The sequence below is a fragment of the Blautia sp. SF-50 genome (assembly GCF_900101315.1).
In the GTDB taxonomy this organism is placed as follows: Bacteria; Bacillota; Clostridia; order Lachnospirales; family Lachnospiraceae; genus Blautia_A; species Blautia_A fusiformis.
This window is the reverse complement of the sequence record NZ_FMUW01000021.1, coordinates 1-26,445: the sequence shown is the minus strand read 5'-3', so window position 1 is coordinate 26,445 and position 26,445 is coordinate 1. Positions and strand designations below refer to the sequence as shown.

Sequence of the window (26,445 nt, the reverse complement as noted above, 5' to 3'; positions counted from 1 at the left end):
ATGTTAGTGACAAAACGAAAATCATGGAGGAATAGAGTGTGAAAAAATGCAAATATTGTGGCAAAAAACTCAATGATAATTTTGAATTTTGTAACAGTAAATGTGAAAATTGTTATGAAAAGATGATGGATAAAGACAGCCATAAAATCAAGTATTTTACATTAGGCATTATTTTGGGATTCTTAGTTATGTTTTATGGCATTATTTCTAACAATAATGTCTTTATAATAGGAATTGGGATTGTAGTAATGGGTATAGATGTTGTTTTATTGCCATTTACAACTCCTGAAACAATTAATTTTCTAGGATATCAAAAGTCAAAATTCGCAGGAAGAATATCAGGCATATTGCTTATAGCAGTTGGAGTATGGATGTGTTTTATTCAATGATAAATCCCAGCCTGCAAAATTGAAAATAAATTGAAAGTCACGAAATCGGAGGAGTTAATGATTATGTGGAATGAATTAGGCTTAAGCGGGGGAACCGCAATTATTATTTTGATTGCGCTGTATTTCGTCATCAAATGGGCAGTGAAAAATGGAATCAAAGAAGCCTACAGTGCCATTACTGGAAAGAAAACGGAAGAAGATGTCAGAAACGAAAAAGAATTGAAAGAACTCGGATTTGAGTTAGAAGATAAATAAAAGTTTGGAGAATTGAGAAAATCGGGATTTGGAGGAGATTCTTATTTATGAAAAAAGGGATAAACAAATCAATTTTATTTTACATTGCATCAGTTCTGTTTTTCATAGCGTCAGCTATTGGCTTTACGAGTGGAAATGAAAGTTCTATGGCTATAGTATGGTTATGTCTTGGTTCTTCATTTCTTTGCTTGGGTTCGACTCATAAGAAAAAGGAAAACAATACAGATGATAAATAATTTCCTGCTTGTATTGTTGGAAAATCGAAATTGACCGAGCGCATTGGGCGAGAGATACTTCTTGTTTGAATGTTGGAATGATTATAGGTATTTGTTTTCGGTATGAAAATACCGTTTATTTATTCTAGACATAAGATGTCCGGTTGAAAATTAACGGATTCTCGTTTTATGTCGTGGTAATTTTGGTGCATATTGGTAAGCTGTAAGTGGAAGAGAGGTAGAGATATGGATACAAAAAAGATTGGAGCTTTTTTAAAGCAATGTCGTAAAGAAAAGAATCTTACGCAAGAACAGCTTGCCGAGAAGTTTGGGGTATCTGCAAGAACAGTTTCCAGATGGGAAACAGGAATAAATATGCCAGATCTCAGTGTACTTGTTCAACTTGCTGAATATTACGATGTTGAGATGAGAGAGCTCCTGGATGGAGAAAGGAGCCAGACTATGAATAAAGATATGAAAGAAACACTGGACAAAGTTGCGGTGTATGAAGAATGGGTGAAACAAAAAGCATTAAAGGCTGGAAATCTTGCATTTGCATCAATGTTTGTGATTGGTGTGTTAGCGATTATTATTCAGATGCTATTAATGGTGGATACTCGTTTGGTTTTGGGAGAGATAGTAACTGTCTTAGTAGGAGGAATCCTATATGTAGCTATTATGGTGTATAATGGAATATGGGATAAATGCCTGCCAAAAAGTGCTGCTATATGGCGGAATTTTCTCACCAGTGTAATATGTGCAGGAATTTTTACAGTCATCTATGGTACATGTTTATTTAGAATGGGAGCTACAGAAACACAGATAACACGATTGGCATTGGGATTTCTGATAGGTATTACTATTGTGTCATTTATTATTCTTAGGACCTTAGCATTTATTAATCGAAAAAGAAATCAGAATTCACCAAATGTTCAGGAGAGAAAAGAAACTTCCCAATCTAAGACAGAATGGACAAAGATTTATAATGCACAGAATATAGTAGAGACAGAACAGCTCGTAGAAATGTTAAAGCAAAGTGAAATAGAAGCTTTTTCCCAGGAAGCAGGTGCGAATGTTGCAATGCATGGGGCACCCGGATTTGGAATATATGGCGTGGATATATTCGTGAAAACCGATGATACAGAGAAGGCAGTACAGCTGATCAAGGAGATTAATAACCAAGAGAATGAAGAAATTTTTTGACATTGTCACATATGCGTGCTAATATGATTATAGAAAAAGTGTGCTGCCGATAGACGGTTAGTCCACATACTTAATTGATTGAAAATAACCGTTCAGTTTGCGAGGCTGGGGCGGTTATTTTTGTGTCTTGTTATTAACTTTGCCGAATACCTTTGAGTAACGAGGGAGTGAGATATATGGAGCAATTATTGATTGTTGAAGATGATATTGGTTTGAATCAAGGTTTATGCAAAGCACTGAAAGTAGATGATCGGAAGATCATTTCCTGCCAAGACTTGAAAACGGCGAAGGAGCAGCTGTTTTGCGGCGGTGTATCCCTGATCCTGTTGGATATCAATCTGCCGGATGGCAGTGGGCTTGAATTGCTACGGGATGTCAAGGAAACCACACCCGGGATTCCTGTTATTCTGCTGACTGCCAATGATACCGATCTGGACATCGTGGACGGACTGGAGAGGGGCGCTGATGATTACATTACCAAGCCCTTTTCTCTTTCGGTTTTGCGGGCAAGAGTGAATACCCAACTGCGAAAGCAAACGTCAAGCCATAAAAATGCACCGATCCATATGGATCTATTTCACTTTGACTTTGAAGCAATGACCTTTTATGTGGGAGATTCAAAAGTGGAATTAAGTAAAACAGAGCAAAAATTACTGCGTCTTCTTGTTGAAAACCGCGGTCAGACCATGACGCGTGGAAACCTTATAGACAAGATCTGGACAGATGGCGCAGAATATGTGGATGAAAATGCTTTGTCTGTTACGATCAAGCGTCTGAGGGATAAGCTTGGGGCACAGAAATACATTAAAACCGTCTATGGAATCGGTTATAGCTGGGTGACAAAAGATGAATAAAACCGGCATTGTGATCATACTGCTGTGTTCTCTGGCGGCGGCAGCTGTTGTATTATGGGAGCGGAGAAAGGTCAGAAAAACGATGGAAGAAATCGAAAGGATGCTGGACGCTGCCATGACCGGTTCTTTTTCTGAAATCACTTTTGATGAAAGCCAGCTGTCTGCTTTGGAAACAAAGTTTGCACACTATCTTTCTGCCGCAGAAGCATCTTCTCGAAATATGGCACAGGAAAAAGACAAAATCAAATCCTTGATTGCGGACATTTCCCACCAGACGAAAACGCCGATTGCAAACCTGCTGTTATACAGCGAGCTTTTGATGGAGGAAACTCTGCCTGCATCGGCAAAGGAAAACGTGGAGGCACTGTACAAACAATCGGAAAAGCTACGATTTCTGATTGACTCTCTCGTAAAACTTTCCAGACTGGAAAATGGGATCATTTCACTTTCCCCTCAGCAAGCATCACTTCAGCCGCTGCTTGAAAGCGTAGTAGAACAATATGCCGCCAAGGCTTCTGGAAAAGGATTATCCATATATCTGTACGATACAGATATTTCCGCTACATTTGACTTAAAATGGACAGCGGAAGCACTGGCTAATATTGTAGACAATGCCATCAAATATACGGAGCATGGAACAATCACGATTTCTACCGTAAGTTACGAAATGTTTACAAGGATCGATATATCGGATACCGGTTCAGGTATCCCGGAAAACGAGCAGGCAAAGATATTTTCCCGTTTTTATCGTTCAAATGCTGTTCAGGAACAAGAAGGGGTTGGCATCGGCTTATACCTTGCCCGACAGATTATATCCGGTGAGAGCGGTTATATCAAGGTTGCTTCCGTTCCGGGAAAAGGAAGTACGTTTTCCATATTTCTGCCGAAATAACAACAATTCTATCAAAACTGTTAGATTTCATTTTCTGCCGGAAAGAATGTGGAAAGAATCCTATGCGATAATCTGTATGTATCAAAGGATCATTTCCTTTCATACATACAGATTTTTTCATGGAGGTACTCGTTTATGGAGGTTTTACAGGCAAAAGACCTGAAAAAGATTTATGGCTCCGGTAATAACGCAGTTCATGCGTTGGATGGAGTTGATTTAAGTGTGAAGAAGGGAGAGTTTGTTGCAATTGTCGGCACATCCGGATCCGGTGATTATGTTAAAATAAGACTAAGTTAGCAGATTCCTTATAAAATAAGGGCTCACGCCAATTTAGTCTTTTTTCTATTATACCATAAAAGGTAGAAAATTCATAGACCGGGAATGAATTTTTCATAGTAAAAATCAAATGGCAGGGGCTCTTAAAGATAGAAACCTATTGCTACTGGTCCTGTCAAAATTATATCCATTCTCACAGGCGGTCAAGTTTGTGAAAAACCATTCGGTTGCAATACATTGTAAAAAAATATGTTAAGGACTAGGTTAGTTAAAAGATTCTGTTAGCTGGCTTAGTCCTTTTTTCTTGGGAGGACGGAGCAATGATAAAGGTGATTATGATTGTTGGAATAATTTTTTTCCTCGTTTCGTTGTATGCGTGTCTGGTGGCAGGCAAAAGAGCAGATGAAGAAATAAGTGCTTTATTTGAAAAAGAAAAGAAGCAGAGGAGTGAGGAATAAACGTATGAATGGAGGTATTTATAGCACTGGAAATGAAATTGTAGATGAAAATGCAAAACTGAATATATCTGGAAATATCATTCCGCAGGTGTGGTATCGGACAATCATCAGAGAAAGTGGAAAGCCAAATCTGACAGCCATTATTATACTGGCAGATATTGTGTATTGGTATAAGCCTACAGAAATCAGAGATGAAGGAACCGGACAGGTCATTGGGGTGAGAAAGAAATTTAAGTCAGATCTTCTTCAGAGAAGTTACCAGCAGATCAGCGAACAGTTTGGGATTTCCAAAAAAGAAGCGACAAATGCAGTAGTATTTTTAGAGAAGCTGGGTGTGGTAAAACGGGTATTTAGAACCATTTCCATGAATGGGATTGTTGTAAATAATGTTCTGTATCTGGAATTGATCGTAGACCGGTTAAAAGAATTGACTTATCCAGAAGAAACAGGAGCAGATCCGGTTTCCTTTGAAAAAAGAAGAGAGAAATCCAAAGCAGAGAAAATCAGTCCCCATACAGTCATAGAGGAAGAGATACATTTTGTAGAAGAGAGGGCTGTCCCTTTCCAAAGGGAGAGGGTGTCACCATTCAAAGAGAGAGCATACCCCCACAGGGAAACAGAGCCCTGGATACCCAAAGAGGTACCTCAGACCGATAGCGGGCAGACAAATACAGAGATTACTACAAAGACTACAGCAGAAAGTACCCAAAAGAATACAACAGAAATGGTGAATGGGTATAGAGATAATCCTATCTTATCCTATCAGGCAGCAGAAGAACAGTTCAAAGATCAGATTGATTATGATGCGATATGGATAGACAGACCTTTTGACAGAAAACTGCTTAATGAGATTGTAGGGCTTGCAGTAGATGTTTTGACGTCCAATGCAAAGACCATAAGGGTAAATCAGGAAGAACGACCTCTTGGCATTGTACAGGGAATGTATAAAAAGCTGGATAAGTTTACCGTAGAGTATGTGATAGACTCAATTAAGCAGTGTACAAGGAAAGCCAATAATATCCGGGCAGTGCTGCTTACCGCTTTATACAATGCCACATTGACAGCAAACAGCTATATATCCAATCTGTTTGCTTATCAGGAAGCTATCCCTCAGACGTAAGGAGCGTGATAGAAAGTAACAAAATTAAGAAAATTCAGGACAGCTCATGGATATACACAGATAGAACTTGCGGCTGTCTTGGGTATCAGTCTTCGGACGTATCAGAGGATTGAATACGGACAGCAAAAGCCCAATGTCTATGTAGTTGTCCGACTTCAGCGGTTATTTCAAAAAGATATTAGTGAGATTATGGAGGAATATACAGAATGAGGGAAGAAAGGTTTCGTATTCAGTGCCCCGAACATTTTCAGGTTGGAGATTCAGGGCGTTTTGAAAAACCTTCGCAGGATAAGGAGTCGGATTTTGTAGTAGATTATGCTCCGCCGGAAATGTTTGAAGCCGGGATTGTCTTACAGGAGATGGGGACGGAAGGAGATACTTATTGCACAATGTATGTCTATTTTGCCCCGGAGGAACACCTTCCGGTTTATATGGACAGCATGAAATACGATTTACAAAAAGTATCCATTCGGAAAATTTTTGTTGATACCGAGGAATACCTCATAAAAGTAAATGAGAAGACAAAAAAGTTTTATGCAGGTGAGGACGGTTGTTGGGGTTCTTATACGGAACTTTACCGGAAAGAGAATGGGGAACGTCTGACTGACGCAGTGATTGTTTTTCTGTGTATGCCAGATGAAATGAAGTTTCAGGAAATGGAAGCTGTGATAGGGGAACTGTTTGAAAAACTTCCTGTGATAGACAAAGAAAAGAAAGAAACAGGTCAAGAACCAAAGAGGACAAGATAAAATACAAACTATAACTTTCAGGAGGATAAGAACGTGGAAACTAAAATGATTATTGGAATTGATCATGGAAACCGTAACATGAAAACTGCAAATACGGTATTCTCAGCAGCAATCCAGCCTTTGCAGGCAAGGCCGGACAGCCTGGAGCACATTTTGGAATACCAGAACCAGTTTTATTATGTGGGAGGGAAAGTGCCGGAAAAGGAGTGTGTGGATAAGACAGAGAATGAAAATTATTATCTTCTTACCCTTGCAGCACTGGCGCAGGAAATGCGCTGCCGGGGACTGACAGACGCTTCCGTAAAAATGGGAGCTGCCCTTCCGCCTAGAAGATTTCAGCAGCAGAAAGAAAGTTTCAAGAAATATCTGTTAAAGACAAAGGAACTGCATTTCCGTTATGAAGGAGTACATTATCATGTGTCTTTGGAAAATGTGTTTGTTTTTATGCAGGGGCATGTGGTGATCCATACGCTTTTAGAAGCAGTTCCCGGCTATTGCCTTTTAGTAGATATTGGTGGAGGAACTACCGACCTGGTAGAGTTTGTTGACGGAATGCCGGACGGGAAGTATTCGATTTCGGATAAGGCAGCTTTGTACTGTATCGGAAAAGTCAATGAGGAAGCCATTGCCAAAACAGGGGCAGGGGTACCGGCATACATTACAGAAGCATTTATGAGAACAGGAAGCTATGACTGCCCGAAGCAGTATCAGGACGTCATAAAAAACTGTTTGAAGTCCTACGCAGAGGAAATTTATGGTATCATACAGGCAAACCATTATAATCTGGATCTGACCAAAATGGTATTTATGGGCGGTGGTTCTTCCATTGTGGAGCATTTTGGAGCCAATGAGGGAAAAGATGTACAGTTTGTAACGGATATACATGCCAATGCAAGGGGCTGTGAAGAAGCAGTGAAAAGTATTATCCGGGCAAAACAGAGGAAAATGCGGACAGCATGATAGGAAGTGAAAACTTATGGATACGGAAAAAGTATATACAACTTCACTGCGGCTGTATAAAAGCAGACCGGTACATCATCAGGCTTATCGGTATCTGAAGGAGTATAACAAAGATATTTTCAAGACAAAAGACGATTTTATAGCAGAAGCAATCGTTTATTTTGCCAAGTATCTACAGCAGGAAGAAGAAGTACAGCAGATGAAACTATTAAATACCCTTCTGGAAAACCAGAAAGAACAATTTTGTAAAATCGTAAAAGAAGCGGTTTCAAAGGCACAGGAAGAAGCCTTTGAGAAGCGGGGTGTGCTGGAAAAGACCGTTCAGGGAGAACTTTCTGACGGTGGAACGATAGCAGAGGACAGGGAAAAGGAAGAAGCCTGTATGGAAAAAGATTTACGGTTTGCGGAATTTTATGGGGCATTTGAAGAATAAGGAGGAAAAAGATATGGCAGTAGGAAGAAGTGTATGGGAAGTTGTAAAAGGGATTTTCATTGCAGTGGGGAAACTGCTGTATCTGACAGGGAAACTGGTGATATGTTTGTTTCTGCTGGTTCTGCAGCTTGTTTTGGCAGTGTTCCATGCAGGGAGCAGGGAATAGAAAGGGGATTGACAGGTGCATTGGATACGGGACAGACCGTATACAAAAGATAGAAAAAAGAAGATAGAAAATGGAAAGCAGGCTTGTGTGGCCTGCTTTTTTTGACGAAAAAATGAAAAGGAGCAAAGCTATGATGAAAGGAAAAAAGAAAAGGCTGCTGGCTGGGACGCTGGCACTTCTTCTTAGTTGTTCTACGTTACTCAATACAGGGATCACCGCACTGGCTTCTGAACAGTCTGAGGAACATGCACAGATACAGGAAGTAAAACAGGAGGAGGCTGCTTCAGAAACATTACCGGAGTTGGAAGAGGTAAAGGAGCAACTAACAGAAGAAGAACTGGTGTATGCAGAGGACCTTACCATAAAAGCAGGAGAGTCCTTTGACTTGGAAACAGATTACAGGGGTTTTCAGAAAAATGATGAAAAAGTAAAGGTGACGTTTCTGAAAGCAGAAGGGGACTCCGGCAATTCTTTTGATTTCAATACCCCAGGTTCTTACCAGGCATTTTATCGTGTTGATCCGTTAAGCGGAAACCCTTCCTATCAGATTATGAGAAGAATTGTGGTAGAAGCAAGGGAAAACAGTACACAGGAACCCCAGGGAGAAGTAAGCCAGCATACCGAAGATGGCTCCGGTGAGGACGGTGAGGCGGACCCTGACCCGGAGATACCGGAGGTACTGACGGAAGAACCGGAAATGCCAGATGCAGGGGCAGAGTTGATTGATCTGACACCAAAAGAGGATAAGGGAATGTTCTTATCGGTTGTTCCGGCAGCAATGGAGCAGCAAAAAGGAAGCAATGTACATCTGGTACAGGGAGAAAAAATCCCATACCCTTCTAACGTGGGGAACTATTCTACTTCCTATTTCACTGTAAATGGCCATGTGGCATATTGTCTGGAGTCTATGAAGGCTTCCCCGCCGACCTCGGATTATGTAGCAAATGAATTTGAAAGCAACCCGGAATTGCAGAAAGTCCTTTATTATGGATATGGCGGTCCTGGGGACATTACCGGGGAGTATATGCCCTCTTTTGACTGGAAGACAAAGTATATTTTTACGCATTTAGCTGCCGCTTATTCTTATTGTGGCATGGACGGTTTTTATGGCTGTACCTTTGAAGATATTAAGGCAAGCGGTGTGTGGGGATATATCCAGCATATTTACAGCCTGGAAGCACCTCCGACAGCAGCAATCACGTTGTCCCCAAAGGAAGCAAAGGCTTATGAAAGTGGAAAGGAACAGCGTACCGGGGAGTTTACTTTAAAAGGTGACCATAGAAACTATATTACTTTAAAAATGCCAGAGAATGTGACTTATCACAGTGGAAGTACAAAACAGACAGGAACCGTAAAGATCAATGGGAATACCACATTCTATTTCAGCGCTCCCAAAACTGTAACGGGTACATGGAACAGCGGTAAGCTGAAAGGACAAATGGGAACCCAGTGGAAGACCTTAGTATTGTCTACGGGTTCTGGTTCCCAGGACATTGGGTATGGGGCATTTTTTGAAGAAGAAAGTGCTTCTGTGGAATTTACGGTGAAGTGGCTGGACCTGGCAAGGGTAAAGGTAACAAAAAAAGATAAGAACAGTAAAGTAAATCTGTCCGGCGCTGTTTTTGGTATTTATTCAGACAGTGCATGTAAAAATCTTCTTGTGCAGATGCCGGCCACAGACAGCAACGGTACTTCTGAGGTGGAGCTTCCGAAAACCCAGGATACGGTATATTTAAAAGAAATTTCTGTTCCAGAAGGCTATAAGCTGAATACAGAGTCTTTTAATGTGAAGCTGGAAACAGGAAAAACAACTTCTGTTGCAGTGACGAATGAGGAACAGAAAGGAAAAATCACAATCCGTAAAAAAGGTGAGGTTCTGACTGGAGTAACCGGAGAAGAGGGGAACCTGACTTTTGTATATGGAAATGCGGACTTTGCAGGGGCAGAATATAACATTTATGCGGCAGAGGATATTTACAGCCAGGATAAAGTGACGAAGGTGCATAAAGCAGGGGATCTGGTAGAAAGTCTGACAACCGGGGAAGATGGAAGTGCTGTTTCCAAAGAATTGTATCTTGGAAAATATAAGGTTGTAGAACAGAAAGCACCGGAAAATCTGGTGATTGGAAAAACAGAACAGGAACGTACCCAGTTTGTAACCTTGTCCTATGCAGGACAGAATGTAGAGTTATCCCAGGGGGAAACCACTTTTACCAATGCAAGACCGGAGATTTCCGTAAATGTAGTGAAAAAATCGAAACATGATGACGTTACCCTGGAGGGTGCGACGTTTGGATTGTATGCAGAAGAAGACCTGACAGCGGCAGACGGAAAGGTTCTTGTAGAAAAGGGAAGCCTGGTGGAACGTGCTGTTTCCGACAGGGAAGGAATGGCTGTGTTCCATGCGGATATTCCTTTGAATTTCCATTACAGCGTAAAAGAAATCCAGGCACCGGATAAGTATTATATGACAGATGAGGTGTATCGTTTCTTCTATGAATATAAAGACGACAGCACCTACACATATACTTTTTCCCATGATTTTAAAAATGAGGAAGTACGGGGAGAAGTTCATGTAAGTAAGATTGATCAGGATTCCCAGGGATTTATTTCCCAGGGTGACGCAACCTTAGTAGGGGCAAAATACGGATTATATGCTGCAGAAGATATTGAACACCCCAATAAGAAAGATGGGATTGTCCATAAAAAAGGGGAACTTGTAGCGCAGGGTACGATTTCCAGTGAAGGAACTGTAGATTTCAAAAACCTGTATCTTGGAAATTATTTCGTGAAAGAAATAGAGCCGGCAGAAGGGTATCTGTTAGATGAAACAGAGTATCCCGTAGAGGTTTCGTATGAAGGACAGGAGGTACAGATTGTACACCGGGAAGTAACTGTAAAGGAAACTGTAAAGAAACAGGCCTTTCAGCTTATCAAGATCTCAGAAGACGGGGAGCAGACAGAAACAGAACTGGTAGAAGGAGCTGGATTTAAGGTATTCCTCATCAGTGAGCTGTCTGGTGTAAAAGATGGAAGTTTGAAGCCGGGAAATGGTTCTTATTATACCCCGGAAGATTTTATCACCTATGATTACAGCAAAGACGAAACCGCTTCTTATTGGGAGAATGGTAAAAAGATTACGGTACCAGAGCTGTTTACAGATAAGAAAGGATATTTAAAGAGTCCAGAACTTCCTTATGGAACCTATGTGGTGTTTGAGTCTACAGTTCCGGAAAATTTAAAAGGGATTCGTCCATTTATCGTACAGATTTCAGAAGACAGCCGGGAACCCCAGGTATGGCGTGTGTTTGATGACCGTCCTTTGCAGTATTACTTCAAGATTGTGAAAAAAGATGCCCAGACGCAGAAGCCGGTGCTGGATAACAGTGCAGCTTATAAGATTTATGATGTGGAAGCAGAAAAATATGTGGAAATGATCGTAAGATATCCGAAAAAAGAAGTGGTATCTGTGTTCAGGACCAACGAAGAGGGATACCTGATTACACCGGAGCAGTTAAAATGTGGCACTTACCGGATTGAAGAAGTGGAAGCGCCGGAAAATTATGTACAGGTAGGATTTGAAAATGCCCTCTTAAAAGACGGAAAGGAAGTTCCACTGAATGAAGTTGCAGACGGAGGCACATACCAGGAGGCAAAGAAAGCGCCGATCACTATTACCGTAGATTCTGATACCGTACACCAGGTAGAAGAGGAAACCGGTAAATTTATTGTTGTCATTGAACAGTATAATGATGAAGCAGTAGGAAGCCTTACAATCCATAAAAAGGGAGAAAAACTTTCTGGTGCTTCTAAAGTAGAAGAAAAGTTCCTGACGAAGATGAAAAACGGTGTAGCAGGTTTCGTAAATCAGGTAAGCAGTTTCTTCACCGGGGAAGAAGTCATGGAAAAAGAGAAAGGTTATAAATTTGACTATGAAGAAGGGAATATGGAAGGTGCAGAATTTGCCATTCATGCAAAGGAAACCATTTATACCCCGGACGGACAGAAAGACGAAGCAGGAAACCGCATTGTAAAATATGAAAAAGATGCCCTGGTAGCCCGTATGGTAACAGATAAAGAAGGAAAGGCAGTCCTGAATAATCTTCCTATCGGAAAATACTATGTAGTGGAAGAAAAGGCAGGTCAGAACTGTGTGCTTGACCCGGAAGCAAAAGAATTTGAAATTGCATATAAGGGACAGGAAGTAGCAGTGGATTATGTAACAATGGAACTTACCAATCAGCGACAGAAAGTTTCCCTGAGTATTCTGAAGAAAGACGCAGAAACCGGAAAACCGCTGGAAGGAGTGGTATTCGGGCTGTATGCGCAGGAGGATATCAAAAATGCTGCCGGGGAAGTAGTTGTAGAAAAAGATGCCCTGATTGAACTGGGAACAACAGATGAAGAGGGCAAGCTGGTATTTCAGGCAGATCTTCCTCATGGAAAATATTATATTCAGGAAGTAGAGCATAAGCCGGGATACCTGCCAAATGATGAGGTGTATTCCTTTGATGCGTCTTATACAGACCAGACGCTTGAACTTCTCGCTTTTTCAGAAGAAATTTCTAATCAGCCTACCATTACAGAAGTTACAAAAGTAGATTTGACTGGCGGACAGGAAATTGAAGGTGCAAAAATGCAGATTTTAGATCAGGACGGAAAGGTGGTAGAAGAGTGGGTATCTAAGAAAGAACCTCATGTAGTCTATGCACTGGAACCAGGAGAATATGTACTGCATGAAGAACAGGCGCCTACGGAACAGGGATATGTCCGGGCAGAAGATGTGAAATTTGTTGTGGAAGAAACAGGGGACGTACAAAAAGTGAAAATGGAGGACGACCATACCAAAGTTTCGATTTCCAAAACAGATATTACAGATGGAAAAGAAATTGAGGGAGCGAAGCTGCAGATTCTGGATCAGGACGGGGAAGTGGTAGAGTCCTGGACCACAGGAGAGGAACACCTGATTGAGTACCTTCCGGTAGGTACTTATACTCTGCATGAAGAAGCGGCAGTTGATGGATATATTGTGGCTAATGACGTGGAGTTTACAGTAGAAGAAACGGGAGAAATTCAGAAGGTGAAGATGGAAGATGAGCGTGCTATGGGACAACTGGTTATTGTAAAGACCGATGCAGACAGTAAAGCGGCTCTGGAAGGAGTAGAATTTGTCCTCATGGAAAAGGAAACCGGTAAAGAAGTAGAACGCCTGAAGACTGGGAAAGATGGAAAAGCAGTTTCCAGCCTGCTTCCGATTGGAACTTATGAAAATGGTACTTTCAAAGAACCGATTACCTATGTGCTGAAAGAAACCGCAGCCTTAGAAGGATATGAGAAGACAGAAGAAGAGTGGGAGATTGTATTCAGCTACCAGAATGATAAAACACCAGTCATTGAAGTGGTAAAAGAAATCCAGAATAAAAAAATACCGGAAGCACCAGGTACCGTCAAACCGGGACCAAAAACCGGTGATGATACAAACTGGTTCCTGCCTTTGCTGGCTCTTGGTGTAAGTGCAGGCATGGTAGCAGGCTTACTTTATTACAGAAAAAGGCATAGGAAATAAAAATTAGTTTTTTAAACTTGGGAAAGGGCGGCTGCGGCTGTCCTTTCTTTGGCAATATGAGGTGAGAAGCATGGAAGAGAAAAAAAGAAAAGAAGTAAGTAAGCAGAGGCAGAAAACCGGAACTACCCGTATGGAAAGGAGCAGGCGTTGAGGATAGGGATTATAGATGCAGATCTTTTGTACCGGAAAAGACACCGGTTTCCGAACTTGGCATGTATGAAACTTTCCGCTTATTGGAAGGAGCGGGGATTTGAAACAGAGCTTCTTTTGGATTACAGCCAGGCTGGAGAATATGACCGGCTCTATGTATCAAAAGTGTTTACGGATACCTTTGTGCCGGAACATATTTTGACGAGGGAAACAACCATTTATGGAGGGACTGGATTTTTTTACGATAAAGCACCGGTACTTCCAGAAGCGGTTGAACACCATACACCGGACTATCATTTGTATGACCAGATGGTAAAAGAAAACAGTGCAGGAGAGAAAAAGAAGAAGGAGTTCCAATTTTATACGGACTATTCCATTGGCTTCCTCACCAGGGGGTGTTTTCGGAAGTGTAGTTTCTGTGTAAACAAAAATAGCACTGGTGCAGTAGCAGCAAGCCCATTGGAAGAATTTTATGATCCGTCCAGAAAGAAGTTATGTTTTCTGGACGATAACTTTTTTGCCTGTGCAGGGTGGGAAAAAATCTTTTCCAGTGTCCTGGAAACAGGCAGGCGTTTTCAGTTCCGGCAAGGGTTGGATCTGCGGATTATGCAGAAAAGGCAGATGGAACTTCTAGCATCAGGAAAATTGGATAATGGCATGATTTTTGCCTTTGACCATATCAAAGATCAGGAACTTATTGTAAGAAAACTGGAACTTTTGCGGGAAGTAATCCCAGTTCCTTACCAGAAAATTAAGCTGTATGTACTGTGCGGCTATGACTGGGAAGGAACCTGGAAAGCAGATTTTTGGGCAAAGGATATTCGGGACGTTTTCATACGGATTGAGATTTTGATGCGGTATAAGTGCCTGGCTTACTTGATGCGCTATGCAGCATGGGAACGGGCACCGGAGGTTTATAAGGGAATGTATATCAACCTAAGTCGTTGGTGTAACCAGCCGGCCCAGTATTCAAAAAAGAGCCTGCGGGAATTTTGTATCGGACAGGGGGAGCATAGTTCCTGCTTCCGCTACCTGACTGCTTTTGGAGCTCTGCACCCGGAAATGGCGCATTATCTGGATATGAAATATGAAGAGGTGCAGTATGGGAAAATTTACGGCTGAAGAAATTCAGATTGCAAAGGCAGTGGATCTAGTGGATTTGGCGGAGCAGATAGGGATTCCGCTGAAAAGAAAAGGCAGGTTTTATCAGGCAGTGGGTATGGACTCTGTGATGATCTTCAACCGGTCTTCCTGGTGCCGGTTTAGCCAGGGGGTAGGAGGTAGTACCATTGATTTTCTGGAATATTTCAGAAATATGGATTTTGTGGAGGCAGTCAAATATCTGCTGGAGTTTGCCGGATATATCCGTACTGAAACCATGCAAAAATTTCAACCGGAAAGACAGATTGGAATGACAAAAGATACAAAGAAGAAAAAAGAGATACCGAAAGAACCTTTTGTGCTGCCTCCAAAATCAGAAACCAGCCGCCGGTTATATGGATACCTTATGAAGCAGAGGAGACTGTCAAAGCAGGTGATCGACTTCTGGATAAAAAAGGGACTTTTATATGAAAGCGGAAAATATCACAATCTGGTTTTTGTAGGAAAAGACCCGGAAGGTGTCCCACGTTTTGCCAGCCAGAGAGGAACCCTGGATAAATACGGAAAACCCTTTAAAGGAGATGTTACTGGGAATGACAAAACGTATGGAGTTAATCTGGTAGACCGAAACAGTGATACGCTCTATGTATATGAGGCGGCGATTGATGCCATGTCCGATATGGAACTGCGGGGAGATTACCGGAACAATATCCTGGTACTTGGAATGCTTTCCGATGGTCCTTTGGAAAAGTTTTTAAAAGACTATTCCCATATCAGGAATATACAGTTCTGTCTGGATAATGACCCGCCGGGCAGACAAGCGGTAAAAAAACTGGCAAGAAAATATACCCTTATGAATTATGAGGTTTTTGTACGTCTTCCACCTATGGGAAAAGACTATAACGCTTTTTTGCAGTATAAAAAGGAAAACCAGGAGCTTTCCAGCCTGGTAGAAAAGGAAAGGGCGCTTCTTACCGAAACAAAAGGGACAAAAATACAAAAGATAGAAAAAATGGTAGGACACAGGAACATAGTACCATACCAGATAGCACAGGCAAGATAGGAGGGTATTCTTTTGGAAAATAGCTATGATGAGGAATGTTTCAAAAAATGGGAGATCGACGAATGCGAAGCGGAGATGGAAAAAGTAGTGCAGTGGATAGGAAAGAGGAAACTGCATGGACGTGTACGGGTTGCGTTTATCGAAGAGAGCTATGAGCGGCAGGGATACCGCATGGGGATACCCAGGCAGGTGTATGTGTCCAGGGTGCTGGCAAACATCAGGAAAGAAGAGGTTAGAAAGGGTGGGAAACATGGAGTTTGATATCTTTTATGAAAAATTGAAAAAGCAGATTTTGGAGATCGCCTCAGAAGAATTAGAAGGAAACATAGATTTTCGGATGGTATATAAAAATGGGCAACAGAACCAGGGAATTGTATTTTTTCCGGAAGGAAGTAATGTAGGAATCACTACTTATGCAGAAGATTTTTATCGTATGTATAAAGAAGGAATAAGTTTTCCTTCTATTATTGAAAGATATAAAGAAATGATTGATGAAGCAAAAGGAGAAATGCAGTTTGCAAAAAATATCCAGATTTTTGAGGCAAAGAAAGAAGATATTATACCTGCTTTTGTTCCTAAAGAAAGTTTGGAGATTAAACCTGAGTTGGCACATGTTCCATTTGAAAACCTGGAAATTATCTTTCGATGGAATATCCCTGGTACAGAGTATAGCGTAAAATTGCCGGAAGAATATTTCAACCACCATCAGATAGAACCGAAACAATTTTTGGAGGAACTTATCAATGATCCTTCTTTTAAAGATCAAACAGAAGTATTTTCAATTAGCAGACTTTTTGAAACAGGGGATACAGAGATACCGAAGGAACAGGAGATGTATTGTGTTACAAACCAAAATAAAAACTGGGGAGCTGCTTCTATTCTGAATAAGGATATCATGGATGAAGTTGCGGATTTTTTTGGTGGGAAAACCTATATCCTTCCTTCTAGTATCCATGAGTGTTTGGCAGTAGATACACATGTGTATACGGTTGAAGAACTTAAAACAATGGTTCGGGATATAAACAGTAAACCAGATTTGGTAGGGGCAGATTTTTTATCAAATGAGGTATATGTTTATGATAGTTATACAAGAGAACTAAAATTGGCAGGAGAACAAAGAACAAAGGAAATACAAAATCCTGAAAAGCAGGAGCCTATTAAGAGATAAGAAAACAGAAGAATGTGAAGGAGGTGATGCAGACCAACAGAATTTTTGACAGAAGGGTAAACTCTGGATACGGGAAGGGGTGATTCTATGATTGTAAGGTAATGCCAGATGGATATTTCGTTTGTAGCTGTGGATTTCTCATGAAGACTATAAAAAAATTTAGGAGACAGGAGGAAATAAGTGAGTAATCCTAGGTAAAATGTGTAGCTACACCTCATGAAACATGAGGAATGAAATATAGTTTGGTGAATTTTTGTGAGTTTGATAAATATGCAGCAAAGAGTTATTGTGCGATTCATGGTACAAGTGAAACATTGAATCTGGGAGATATTACAAAAGTGGACGAAAAGGAGATTGAACCGTTTAACATGATCTGCGGCGGAAGCCCCTGTCAGGATTTTTCCCTGGCAGGTAAGCAGGCAGGGGCGGTTTGGAAATGCCGAAGCTGCGGGCATGAGTATAACCCTCTGCAGGTACATTATTCTAAAAGGGACACCTGCAGCATGTGTGGTTCTCATGATATTGATAAAACACGTTCTTCCCTTCTGGTGGAATGGCTCCGTATGATACGGGGAGTAAAACCAGTATGGGGGATTTATGAAAATGTGAAAAATATTGTAGGAAAAAAATTCCGGGATACCACATTCCGGTTGTTTGAAGAAGAACTGCATGAATACGGATACCACACCTATTGGAGTGTTCTTAATGCAAAGCATTATGGAATACCCCAGAACAGGGAACGGGTATATCTGATTTTGATACAGAAGGAAGTGGATAATGGAACATTCCAGTTTCCAGAACCGCTGGAGTCCTTCCAGTGCCTTATGGATATTCTGGAGGATACGGTAGAGGAAAGATACTACTTATCCCAGGAAAAAGTACGCCGCTTGATTGAAGATATGGAAGAGAGAAAAGTGCTTTTGTTTGAGCCGGACGAAAAAAGCCTGAAGGCTTTTCGGGAAAATCGGGTAAAGCGAGCCGGAAATATCAAAGGGGTGTTTGAACAGACTGGACGGGTCTATCTGCCAGACGGGTGCTGCCCTACGGTAACTGCCTGTGGTGGTGGCGGGCAGCAGCCCAAAATTCTTCAAGTAGGAGATATTCATACCGGTTATGGTTCAAGCGGGGTTATTTATTCCCCTTTAGGAAGCAGCGGTGCGGTTTTAGCAGGACATGACCAGCCAAAGATTGTAGAAAAATACCCTGGAGCAATCCGGGGCAGGTATGATTCGGAAGGTCGGATTGTGCAGACTTTGGAACTGGGAGAAAAAGAAGTCTGCCATACCCTTACTTCTGTACAAAAAGATAATATCATTCTGGTACGTCAAAAGACACAGAAAGGTTATGAGGAATGTTTAGAAAATGGTGTTGTAAATCTTAGTTATCCGTCTGTGGAAAAACGGGGAAGGGTACAGGAGCATGGGGAACTCTGCCCTACGCTTACAACATCAAATGGAATACACCGTTTAGAGTCTTTGATCCGTATCCGGAGGCTGACACCTTTAGAGTGCTTCCGGCTTATGGGCTTTTCCGATGCGGATTTTTGGAAAGCAAAAGAAGCAGGCATAAGCAACAGCCAGCTTTACAAACAGGCAGGAAATTCCATTGTTGTTGATGTGCTGTACTATATTTTTCTGGAACTATACAAAGCCATGCCATATCTGTTTGAGAATATCCGGCTTTCTTCCTTTTTCAGTGGGATTGGAGCTTTTGAAAAGGCATTGGAGCGTTTGGAAGAACAGGTAAACCAATAATTTCATAAGAGAAACCCAAAGCGGCAAATGGTCCATAGAGAGTCTTCCCATACTTGGTGGAAAGAGAGAAATTGCGGAAGAAGAAGCAGCCTGCAGGGAGTCTGTGCAAAAGCGTTGATAGCAGAATGGAAGAACTGCTGTCACATCAGACACAGGAGGCTGACAGATTTGCTAACAGAACTGGGGTTTTGTTAGCAGAAACAGAAGTAGGAAGCGGAAAAACCGATAGCAGATGTTTAGAACTGCTATCGGTTTTTCTCTATATAGAACGCAGGTCTGCTATCAGTATCTGCGTTTTGCTATCTATTTTATCCGGGGTATTAGGGGGTGCCCCCTAACAAGATGGGATTTTGTACGGTAAAATCCGTATCTTGCAGAGGACTGGCATAGCCAGTCCGGACGCCGGGAAGTTATACAGTGACCGATAGCAGGTCTTAGGAGTTGACAGCAGATAGCGTTGAAGTAGAAATCGGTAGATGAAATCTGTGATAAAGATAAGGAAAGGGGGAGCATGAAAAAAGAAACAATGAAATGTAGAAAAGAAATCCGGCTGTATCGGTGGGAGCTGGAAGAGTTACAAAAACAGGCAGAAAAGATGGGGCTTTCTGATTCCCAGTATCTTCGTATGCTGATTACCAACCGCCCCAGGGATTACCCGGAAATCCGCAAGGAACTGGAACGCATGAACCAGGAAATCAACCGGATTGGTGTAAACATCAACCAGATTACCCATAACAATAACAGCGCCCTTTATTCCAGGGAAGATAAACACCGTCTGTATGTGTTTTTGAAGCAGATAAAAACACTGGTAAGCCAGGTGCAGGAAAGGCTGTAGGTTATGGCAATTACAAAGTGCCTGCACATGAAACAGGCAAAAACGGGTTATCCGGCAAAACATCTGGCAAACGGTCTTCGCTATATTATGAACCCGGAGAAAACAGAACATGGCCGCTATGTCTGTGGACATAACTGTATTCCTGAACAGGCATTATCCCAGATGGTAGATACTAAACGTCATTTTGGAAAGCTGGATAAAAGGCAGGGCTACCATTTCATTCTTTCGTTTGAGGAAGATGAGGTTTCGGAAGAAGAAGCCTTCCAAGTGGTAGGAGAGTTTGTGGCAGAATTTCTTGGGAAGGATTTTGAAGCGGTTTATGCAGTCCATAATGATACGGACCATATTCATGGGCACATTATTTTTAATTCAGTACGCTGTACTACGGGATATAAATACGATTATAAAAACGGGGATTGGGAAAACAGTATCCAGCCTCTGACCAACCGGATATGCAGGGAGCATGGTTTATCTGTGCTGGAGCAGGAAGAAGTAAAGGAAAAACGCAAACAAAAAGGACAGGAAGAAAAATCTCTTTCTGAACGGGACAGGCGGATCAGAAGAGATGTGGACCAGGCATTACAGGACGCAGGTTCTTATGAGGAATTTCTTGAAAATCTTTCCAGCATGGGATATGAGTTGCGGGGGAGAAAGCACCTTTCTGTTCGGGAACCCGGAGCAGGAAGGGCAAGACGGCTTGACCAGCTAGGGGAAGAATATACAGAGGAAAGGCTTCGGCAGCGTTTTGGACGCCTTCCAATCCCGGAAATGACCGGAGAGGAGATACCGATAGAATGGACGTATGTGTTTATCCCATACCGGGAGCGGCATTTGACCAGATACCAGAAGGAACGTTTTCTTCGCAGGTACCGGCAGGGGAAACCAATGGCAGACTCTAAAACCTGGAAATACAGGGTAGCAATCCATGAATTGAAAAAATTGCAGGAGGAATTTGATTTTCTGGCAGCTTATCGCATACAGGATAAGGCGCAGTTGAAAGCCATTTCTGATGCAACAAAGGAACAGCTTTGGGAAAACAGCAGGGCAAGAAAGCAGCTACGAAAAGAAATGGTTCCTTATGAGGAAATGCTTCTGCTTCTCAATAAGCTGCAGGAAAAACAGATGGAAGCAGAACTTTATCAGGAAGGGTATCAGGAATTTTTTCAAGACCACCAGACATACCAAAACCTTCTTGGGCAGTTAAAAGAAATGGGATATTCCTTGTCTGAGGCAGAACAGACAGACGCTTATTTCTTTGAGAAAGAGGAGCGTTTGCGGATCGAACGGAAAAAAATCTTAAAAGAAAAAAGGATTGCAGAGCGTCTGCGTGAAAAAGCAGAAGAAAAAGAAAACTTGGAAGCACAACAGAAGGAAAAGAATAGGGAAACGTCTGCAAGGGGCAGAAGAAAAGGAGGGTAAATGACAGTAGAAGGACAACGGTATCTGGAAGAATGCCGGAAAGTTTTAAAAGAAGAACAGATGGACGCAGTTTCTATGGGGCTGGATTTTGGTCTTCCTGTTTCGGATATCCAGAAGGTAGTTAAGAGTAACCAGGAAGCCCCGGTGATGAAAGCAATCATCATAGGGCTTATGGAAGGGATTGGGGAAATCGACTTTTTATGTGAAGGAAATTATAACCAGTTCCAGGTACGGGAAATCGTAGAAGGCTTAAAAAACGGGCTGGATCTGGAAGAGGTGAAAACCTATGCCGGAAATGAACTGCCGGCCAGTCGTATGCGGACCATGCGGATACAACTGGAAGAGTCAAAGGTAAAAAAAGAAGTTCCGAAAGATGAAGAAATGCGTTCTTATATGAAAAATCTTATGGGGATCATGGAACAATCCATTCAGCAGTTCCGGGAAAGCAATGACCGTTTTACAGCTTTGTCCTCTCTGGTAAAGGAGCATGTTGTTGAAGAGAAAAATCAGGAGATTAAAGACCTGTATGAGAACCTGCAATACAAAGATAAAAATATACAGGAATTAAGGGAAAAGCTGGCAAAGAAAGAGCAGGAAATTCAGGATCTGAAAAAAGAAGCAGAAAAATACAGGGAAAAAACAGAAGCTGTTTCCAGGGAAACAAAAGTGGTATTGGAAGAAAAAAGCATACAAACAGCAGAAGGGCTGCAAAAAAGTAAGCGCCGGCTGCTTGGGATTGCCATGCTTGGGAAAAAAGTACCCAAAAGTGTTGTGGAGAAGATCCTGGAATATAACCTGTCCGCAGAGCAGTTGGAAGAAATCCGCCAGTGCGTAGAAAGTGGGCTGGCAGATGCAGAAATCCTTCAGGTGATGGAGAACAGCCCTTCACCGGAGAGAATGAAAAAAATGAGGGAAATTATCCTTTTGATGCGGAAACGGAAGGCGGGTGTGTAAATGGCAGAACTTGAACATGTGGTAAAAACATTTTCCCTTTTGGAAGCTGCCGAAAAGGAACAGCCCTTTCTTACCAGGGAGCAGAAACAGGATTTGTACCGTATTGCTTTTCATAAGGAGTCTATGGAAGAGGTAGAAAAAATTATTTTGCAGTTACAGGCGCCTCATGCAGGAAAGGAAGAAAAAGAGCGTATCCTTTCTCATTACCTTGAACCGTTTTTTCAGGTTCCGGAAAATATTTTGCAGATTGAGAATTATATTTTTCAGCTTCAATATATGACCTATGAAAAGGAAAAAGCAAACCACATGCTGGCGGCTCTCTTAAAACAGGAAAATATCCAGTATGACCTGGAAGCCATGCTTACAGAAGGAAAAATAAAGGCGGCTGTTCCAGTAAAAAAGGACAGGGCAATGGGATAGGAGGGAGAGCATGAGTGAAATACAAGATGCGGCGCAGATCATTAAAGTTTCCTTTGAAGGCGCAGAAATCATTCTGAAAATGGGAAATACAGGCTGGCAGTTTGTAAAAGATATTTGTGCGGTATTTAAAAAAGTTCTGGACCAGGAAAAACTGTCAGGGAAAACTTCTGTACAAAAGCTCCTGAAAATGGGAGGCGATTTACAGGTTTTCCGTTTTGAAACAAAAGACCTGGAGCGGGTAAAAGCCCTGGCAAATAAGTATGGGATTTTATATTCCATTTTGCCGGATTTGAATGAGAAGGACGGTATGAGTGAAATTTTGTTCCATTCCCAGGCAGCACCCCGTATTCAGTCCATGATGGCAAAAATTGAACATTCCAATATTGGGACGTTAGATGAATACTATGAAAATGCAGAGCCGGATAAGGTGGAGCAGTTGGTAGAAGAAGTAAAAAAGCCTGCCCTGCCGGAGCCGAAGGAGTGTGAACTGGTTGCGCGGGAGCTGGCGAAAAACCAGGTGGAGAAGATCAGTGATGTCCGTTCCCGTCTGAATATGACCTGGCTTCAGATCTGGCCGATTATCTGCTACATGGAAGAACAGGGGATTTTGGAGAAAGGGAAGGAAGGTACGGTAACACTGACCAGGACACCGGAACAGATGGAAGAATTGGTAGATTCCCAGCAGTGGAAACAGTTGTTTGGGGAAGAGGAAGCCCAAAGACGCAGCACTGGAAGCAGCCAGGAAACAGAAGAAAAGATGCAGGTCATTCAGCGTATCCAAAAGGAGAAACGGAACAATCCAGGTGTGAATGCCATTACCATAGACCAGAAGCTGGTATATGAAGAAACAGAGCATCATATCAAAACCAGGATTCCGTACCGTAAGAATGAATTTATCTGGCTGGATAAATCGGAAATTAGCTGGATTAATGACCATAAGACGATTTTTGCAGGATTGGAAAAGAAGAAGGAGTATGCAATTTTAGACCTGGAGGACCGTTTTCTTAGAAAAACTTCGGGGGAAGATTTATATAGGGAAAGCTATGACCCGGTACACAGGGAACGTGCCAGACAGGAGCAGGAAAAGATACGCAGAAGAAGGGAGCAGAATTACAGGAAGGCACAACAGAACCTGGAAGCAGGGAGAAGAACCATACAGGGGCGAAGGAGGTAGAGAACCGGAGCAATTCAGAAAAAGAAGAAACAGTCCTGGGGCATGTATCTTATTGGTGGCATAGCTTCCGGCTATGGAGGTTATCTCTTGAACGTGTGTTATCAGCCCGGAAAGGATATCAATTATTTTTTAAACCGTCTGGATCAGGTGATGGCAGCCCCGTTTGCCAATTATTGGAACGAAACTTCCTTAAAAGCAATCATTTTGGGGATTTTTGTATATGTGATCGGTATGGTCATGTATGTCACCAGCCGGAAAAACTATATGCCGGGACAGGAATTTGGTACCGCTGTTTTTGCAGATCCGAAAAAAGTGGCAAAGCAGTTTGCGGATAAAGATGAACACAATAACCTGATCTTATCCCAGAATGTCAGGCTGTCCATGAATACCAGAAAGACCAGGAGAAACCTAAATGTCCTGGTAATCGGAGGAAGCGGCGCTGGAAAAACCTTGTTCATGGTGAAACCCAATCTCCTTCAGTTAAGCAGGGCTTCCCAGATCATTACAGATCCCAAAGGGGAGATTTTAAGATGCTGCGGAGGTATGCTGAAAGCGCATGGATACCGGATACGGGTGCTGAACCTGGTGGAAATGGAGCAGTCTAACGGATATAATCCATTCCGCTATATCCGCTCTGAAACAGATATTGTAAAACTGGTTACCAACCTGATCAATAATACCACACCGAAAAACGCACAGCCCAGTGATCCATTCTGGGAGAAAGCCGAGTCTTTGTACTTGCAGGCCATTTTTCTTTATGTGTGGCAGGAGTGTGAAATGGAGAAAAGGAATTTCCGTATGGTTCTGCAGCTTTTGAATGAGGCGGAAGTCCATGCAGACGGTTCCCCTTCTGATTTAGACCGGCGTTTCCGCAGACTGGAGAGAAAAAAGGGAAGCAATCACCCTGCTTTAATCCAGTATAATAAAGTGATCCGGGGTGCCGGAGATACGGTAAGGAGTATCATCATTTCCGCAAATGCAAGGCTGGGATTGTTACAGAACCCACAAATTTTGCGGATTCTGGATCATGATGAAATGGAGATTGAGGAGATTGGGCTTGGTGTTGACGGGGACAGAAACCGGAAGACTGCACTTTTTTGTGTAACGCCGGATTCGGATAAGAGTTATGCCTTTTTAATTGGTATGCTTTATTCCCAGATTTTCCAGGAATTGTATTACCAGGCAGACTTCCATTACAATGGAAAACTTCCCATTAACGTCAATTTTATGCTGGACGAATTTGCCAACGTGCCATTGCCAGATGACTACTGCTGCCTCCTTAGTACCATGCGTTCCAGGAATATTTCATGTACCATTTTTATCCAAAACCTTGCCCAGATCAAGGCTTTGTTTGAGAAAACCTGGGAAACCATACCGGGTAATTGTGTGCGCCCAGAAGTCGCCAGCGCAATATAAATTGGCGACGTGGTATTTACAGGATACCGCCTTTAGCAAGCGGTAGGTAAAAGTATCAGGTGATGAAAAATCACAACCTATTATTCTACAACTTATCCGAGAGGGGAAACCCGAAGGGGAGTGTAGCATGTTGTTGTTCCAGTTGGAACGTAAATAGGAAAGGCGCTAATCCTATGCGTCAGAATATTTAAGAATAAAAATCAGTGTATGAGGTACAAAGCTAAACTGCCTAAACGATAGCCAGAGTGGGGGAACCTGTGCCCCGCATACGAAAAGGATTGAAACGTATGCTTTTCATGTTGGTTTCATTTCGCAGTTATGAAAGCAAGCGATACTCATGAAAGAGCAACCGCAAGACAGCGGATAAATGGCGAAAGTCGGTGCCGACAACACTGAATGCTAATCCTGTATTTACTAACTGGGGATGACCTAAACCTGGTAACAGGCATGGTCACACAGCTCCCATAGTAGTCCGAGACGTTAATGACGTTCACATGGCGAAGGGGAGCAGCTTATCAGAAAATACTAAAATGAAGGAAGGTGCGAGAGGCATTGAGAAATCCAACTGAGGTATTGAAAAATTTGATGGAAAAGTCAAAGAATGAAACTTACAGATTTCAGAGATTATACAGAAATCTGTACAATCCGGAGTTTTATTGGCTTGCGTATAAAAATATCTACGCAAATGATGGCAGTATGACTGCCGGAGCTGATGGAACAACGATTGATGGCATGGGTAACAAGAGAATTGAGAGGATTATTTTATCCTTAAAAGACCGAAGTTACCAACCTAAGCCTGCAAGAAGAGAATATATTGCAAAGAAAAACAGCAGTAAAAAACGTCCTCTGGGTATTCAGTCGGGGGATGATAAACTCGTGCAGGAAGTCGTTAAGATGATTTTGGAGAGTATTTATGAGCCTGTGTTCAGTAATAAATCACATGGGTTCAGACCAAACAGAAGCTGTCAGACAGCACTGAAACAGATACAGAACACCTTTACTGGTGCGAACTGGTTTGTGGAAGGAGATATACACGCTTGTTTTGACAGTTTCGACCACCATGTAGTTATCGACCTCTTGAAAAAGAGGATTGATGACGAAGCGTTTATCCAGCTTATATGGAAATTCCTAAAAGCAGGATATATGGAACAATGGACATTCAACAGAACCTATAGCGGAGTGCCGCAGGGGTCGGGAGTCAGTCCAGTGCTGGCAAATATTTACCTTCATGAATTGGACAAATTTATGGAAAATTATGCAGAAAACTTCAATACAGAAGCTAAGAAGAAACATTTTTCTACTGCATATAAGTCCAGTGTCGGTAAGGCATACAGATATAGGAAAAAGGGCAGAGAGATATGGGATAGTCTGTCTGACGAAGAAAAGAAAATCAGATGCAAAAATCTTAAGGAACTGGAAATGATTGAAAAATCTACAACACCTTACGTCTATAAC

Annotated in this window: 24 protein-coding genes and 3 pseudogenes; all 27 read left to right on the top strand. The window is 42.0% G+C overall.

Translation table 11 applies throughout. The features are described 5' to 3' along the window. Positions 1–38 precede the first annotated feature (38 nt). Positions 39–389 (top strand): DUF2116 family Zn-ribbon domain-containing protein, encoded by a 351-nt coding sequence (locus BLP57_RS12565; protein ID WP_092072149.1) that lies wholly within the window; start codon positions 39–41, stop codon positions 387–389. A 63-nt stretch (positions 390–452) separates the two neighbouring features. Then, entirely contained in the window at positions 453–644 is a 192-nt protein-coding gene (locus BLP57_RS12560) for a DUF6019 family protein (protein ID WP_059085796.1), read from the top strand. Between the two features lie 47 nt (positions 645–691). Beyond that, positions 692–880 (top strand): hypothetical protein, encoded by a 189-nt coding sequence (locus tag BLP57_RS12555; protein WP_005342828.1) that lies wholly within the window; start codon positions 692–694, stop codon positions 878–880. Positions 881–1,105: 225 nt separating this feature from the next. Further along, positions 1,106–2,062: a helix-turn-helix domain-containing protein gene (locus BLP57_RS12550; RefSeq protein ID WP_092072146.1), complete on the top strand. Its 957-nt coding sequence runs from the start codon at positions 1,106–1,108 to the stop codon at positions 2,060–2,062. Positions 2,063–2,238: 176 nt separating this feature from the next. Next, positions 2,239–2,916: a response regulator transcription factor gene (locus tag BLP57_RS12545; protein WP_092072143.1), complete on the top strand. Its 678-nt coding sequence runs from the start codon at positions 2,239–2,241 to the stop codon at positions 2,914–2,916. Continuing rightward, positions 2,909–3,808 (top strand): sensor histidine kinase, encoded by a 900-nt coding sequence (locus BLP57_RS12540; protein ID WP_092072140.1) that lies wholly within the window; start codon positions 2,909–2,911, stop codon positions 3,806–3,808. The genes BLP57_RS12545 and BLP57_RS12540 overlap by 8 nt, the downstream gene beginning before the upstream one ends. 135 nt (positions 3,809–3,943) lie before the next feature. After that, a pseudogene (locus BLP57_RS12535) lies at positions 3,944–4,078 on the top strand (ABC transporter ATP-binding protein); the annotation flags it as partial. Between the two features lie 326 nt (positions 4,079–4,404). Further along, a complete protein-coding gene (locus BLP57_RS17860) occupies positions 4,405–4,542 on the top strand; it encodes a hypothetical protein (protein WP_159430634.1) in 138 nt (45 codons plus the stop codon). 4 nt (positions 4,543–4,546) lie between these two features. Further along, the gene (locus tag BLP57_RS12530) at positions 4,547–5,662 is read left to right on the top strand and encodes a DUF6017 domain-containing protein (RefSeq protein ID WP_072448005.1); all 1,116 of its coding nucleotides are present in this window, start codon (positions 4,547–4,549) and stop codon (positions 5,660–5,662) included. 33 nt (positions 5,663–5,695) lie between these two features. Further along, positions 5,696–5,872: pseudogene (locus BLP57_RS18750) on the top strand (helix-turn-helix transcriptional regulator); the annotation flags it as partial. Beyond that, on the top strand, positions 5,869–6,411 hold the full coding sequence (locus tag BLP57_RS12520) for a hypothetical protein (RefSeq protein WP_072448009.1): 543 nt from the start codon (positions 5,869–5,871) through the stop codon (positions 6,409–6,411). The pseudogene BLP57_RS18750 and the gene BLP57_RS12520, both read left to right, overlap by 4 nt. Positions 6,412–6,444: 33 nt before the next feature. Next, positions 6,445–7,371 carry a ParM/StbA family protein gene (locus BLP57_RS12515; RefSeq protein ID WP_092072137.1) on the top strand — a complete coding sequence of 309 codons (927 nt, stop codon included), beginning with the start codon at positions 6,445–6,447 and terminating at the stop codon, positions 7,369–7,371. A 16-nt stretch (positions 7,372–7,387) separates the two neighbouring features. Next, complete coding sequence (locus BLP57_RS12510; protein ID WP_072448012.1) at positions 7,388–7,804, top strand: hypothetical protein; 417 nt, start codon at positions 7,388–7,390, stop codon at positions 7,802–7,804. Between the two features lie 13 nt (positions 7,805–7,817). Further along, positions 7,818–7,970, top strand: coding sequence for a hypothetical protein (locus tag BLP57_RS17855; RefSeq protein WP_155512673.1), 153 nt, complete (start codon positions 7,818–7,820; stop codon positions 7,968–7,970). Between the two features lie 130 nt (positions 7,971–8,100). Continuing rightward, complete coding sequence (locus BLP57_RS12505; protein WP_159430635.1) at positions 8,101–13,536, top strand: SpaA isopeptide-forming pilin-related protein; 5,436 nt, start codon at positions 8,101–8,103, stop codon at positions 13,534–13,536. Positions 13,537–13,752: 216 nt separating this feature from the next. Further along, positions 13,753–14,808: a hypothetical protein gene (locus BLP57_RS12500; protein ID WP_072448653.1), complete on the top strand. Its 1,056-nt coding sequence runs from the start codon at positions 13,753–13,755 to the stop codon at positions 14,806–14,808. Further along, positions 14,789–15,850 carry a DUF3991 domain-containing protein gene (locus BLP57_RS12495; RefSeq protein ID WP_072448015.1) on the top strand — a complete coding sequence of 354 codons (1,062 nt, stop codon included), beginning with the start codon at positions 14,789–14,791 and terminating at the stop codon, positions 15,848–15,850. Before BLP57_RS12500 ends, BLP57_RS12495 begins: the two co-directional genes overlap by 20 nt. Before the next feature lie 12 nt (positions 15,851–15,862). Continuing rightward, entirely contained in the window at positions 15,863–16,111 is a 249-nt protein-coding gene (locus tag BLP57_RS12490; RefSeq protein ID WP_072448017.1) for a hypothetical protein, read from the top strand. Next, positions 16,101–17,018, top strand: a complete 918-nt coding sequence (locus BLP57_RS12485) for a DUF5688 family protein (RefSeq protein ID WP_139148846.1) — start codon at positions 16,101–16,103, stop codon at positions 17,016–17,018. The genes BLP57_RS12490 and BLP57_RS12485 overlap by 11 nt, the downstream gene beginning before the upstream one ends. Before the next feature lie 230 nt (positions 17,019–17,248). Next, the gene (gene dcm / locus BLP57_RS12480; RefSeq protein ID WP_092072131.1) at positions 17,249–18,772 is read left to right on the top strand and encodes a DNA (cytosine-5-)-methyltransferase; all 1,524 of its coding nucleotides are present in this window, start codon (positions 17,249–17,251) and stop codon (positions 18,770–18,772) included. A gap of 511 nt (positions 18,773–19,283) precedes the next feature. After that, positions 19,284–19,607 (top strand): plasmid mobilization protein, encoded by a 324-nt coding sequence (locus tag BLP57_RS12475; protein WP_072448023.1) that lies wholly within the window; start codon positions 19,284–19,286, stop codon positions 19,605–19,607. Between the two features lie 3 nt (positions 19,608–19,610). Next, complete coding sequence (locus BLP57_RS12470; protein WP_092072128.1) at positions 19,611–21,026, top strand: relaxase/mobilization nuclease domain-containing protein; 1,416 nt, start codon at positions 19,611–19,613, stop codon at positions 21,024–21,026. Further along, a complete protein-coding gene (locus tag BLP57_RS12465; protein WP_072448027.1) occupies positions 21,027–21,980 on the top strand; it encodes a hypothetical protein in 954 nt (317 codons plus the stop codon). It begins immediately after the preceding gene. Further along, a complete protein-coding gene (locus BLP57_RS12460) occupies positions 21,981–22,400 on the top strand; it encodes a hypothetical protein (protein ID WP_021650614.1) in 420 nt (139 codons plus the stop codon). 10 nt (positions 22,401–22,410) lie between these two features. After that, a complete protein-coding gene (locus BLP57_RS12455) occupies positions 22,411–23,574 on the top strand; it encodes a PcfB family protein (protein ID WP_021650613.1) in 1,164 nt (387 codons plus the stop codon). A gap of 42 nt (positions 23,575–23,616) precedes the next feature. Beyond that, positions 23,617–24,960 (top strand): annotated as a pseudogene (locus BLP57_RS12450) (VirD4-like conjugal transfer protein, CD1115 family); the annotation flags it as partial. A gap of 582 nt (positions 24,961–25,542) precedes the next feature. Then, on the top strand, positions 25,543–26,445 hold a 903-nt coding region (locus BLP57_RS12445; protein WP_207646710.1), incomplete at its 3' end, for a reverse transcriptase domain-containing protein.

Excerpts from the sequence above, each read along its gene's own strand:
- BLP57_RS12555 (WP_005342828.1), top strand. The coding sequence starts at position 692 with ATGAAAAAAGGGATAAACAAATCAATTTTATTTTACATTGCATCAGTT.
- BLP57_RS12475 (WP_072448023.1), top strand. The coding sequence starts at position 19,284 with ATGAAAAAAGAAACAATGAAATGTAGAAAAGAAATCCGGCTGTATCGG.
- BLP57_RS12460 (WP_021650614.1), top strand. The coding sequence starts at position 21,981 with ATGGCAGAACTTGAACATGTGGTAAAAACATTTTCCCTTTTGGAAGCT.
- BLP57_RS12545 (WP_092072143.1), top strand. The coding sequence starts at position 2,239 with ATGGAGCAATTATTGATTGTTGAAGATGATATTGGTTTGAATCAAGGT.
- BLP57_RS12540 (WP_092072140.1), top strand. The coding sequence starts at position 2,909 with ATGAATAAAACCGGCATTGTGATCATACTGCTGTGTTCTCTGGCGGCG.
- BLP57_RS12520 (WP_072448009.1), top strand. The coding sequence starts at position 5,869 with ATGAGGGAAGAAAGGTTTCGTATTCAGTGCCCCGAACATTTTCAGGTT.
- BLP57_RS12500 (WP_072448653.1), top strand. The coding sequence starts at position 13,753 with ATGAAACTTTCCGCTTATTGGAAGGAGCGGGGATTTGAAACAGAGCTT.
- BLP57_RS12510 (WP_072448012.1), top strand. The coding sequence starts at position 7,388 with ATGGATACGGAAAAAGTATATACAACTTCACTGCGGCTGTATAAAAGC.
- BLP57_RS12455 (WP_021650613.1), top strand. The coding sequence starts at position 22,411 with ATGAGTGAAATACAAGATGCGGCGCAGATCATTAAAGTTTCCTTTGAA.
- BLP57_RS12560 (WP_059085796.1), top strand. The coding sequence starts at position 453 with ATGTGGAATGAATTAGGCTTAAGCGGGGGAACCGCAATTATTATTTTG.
- BLP57_RS17855 (WP_155512673.1), top strand. The coding sequence starts at position 7,818 with ATGGCAGTAGGAAGAAGTGTATGGGAAGTTGTAAAAGGGATTTTCATT.
- BLP57_RS12470 (WP_092072128.1), top strand. The coding sequence starts at position 19,611 with ATGGCAATTACAAAGTGCCTGCACATGAAACAGGCAAAAACGGGTTAT.
- BLP57_RS12465 (WP_072448027.1), top strand. The coding sequence starts at position 21,027 with ATGACAGTAGAAGGACAACGGTATCTGGAAGAATGCCGGAAAGTTTTA.
- BLP57_RS12550 (WP_092072146.1), top strand. The coding sequence starts at position 1,106 with ATGGATACAAAAAAGATTGGAGCTTTTTTAAAGCAATGTCGTAAAGAA.
- BLP57_RS17860 (WP_159430634.1), top strand. The coding sequence starts at position 4,405 with ATGATAAAGGTGATTATGATTGTTGGAATAATTTTTTTCCTCGTTTCG.
- BLP57_RS12495 (WP_072448015.1), top strand. The coding sequence starts at position 14,789 with ATGGGAAAATTTACGGCTGAAGAAATTCAGATTGCAAAGGCAGTGGAT.
- BLP57_RS12530 (WP_072448005.1), top strand. The coding sequence starts at position 4,547 with ATGAATGGAGGTATTTATAGCACTGGAAATGAAATTGTAGATGAAAAT.
- dcm (WP_092072131.1), top strand. The coding sequence starts at position 17,249 with ATGAAATATAGTTTGGTGAATTTTTGTGAGTTTGATAAATATGCAGCA.
- BLP57_RS12505 (WP_159430635.1), top strand. The coding sequence starts at position 8,101 with ATGATGAAAGGAAAAAAGAAAAGGCTGCTGGCTGGGACGCTGGCACTT.
- BLP57_RS12485 (WP_139148846.1), top strand. The coding sequence starts at position 16,101 with ATGGAGTTTGATATCTTTTATGAAAAATTGAAAAAGCAGATTTTGGAG.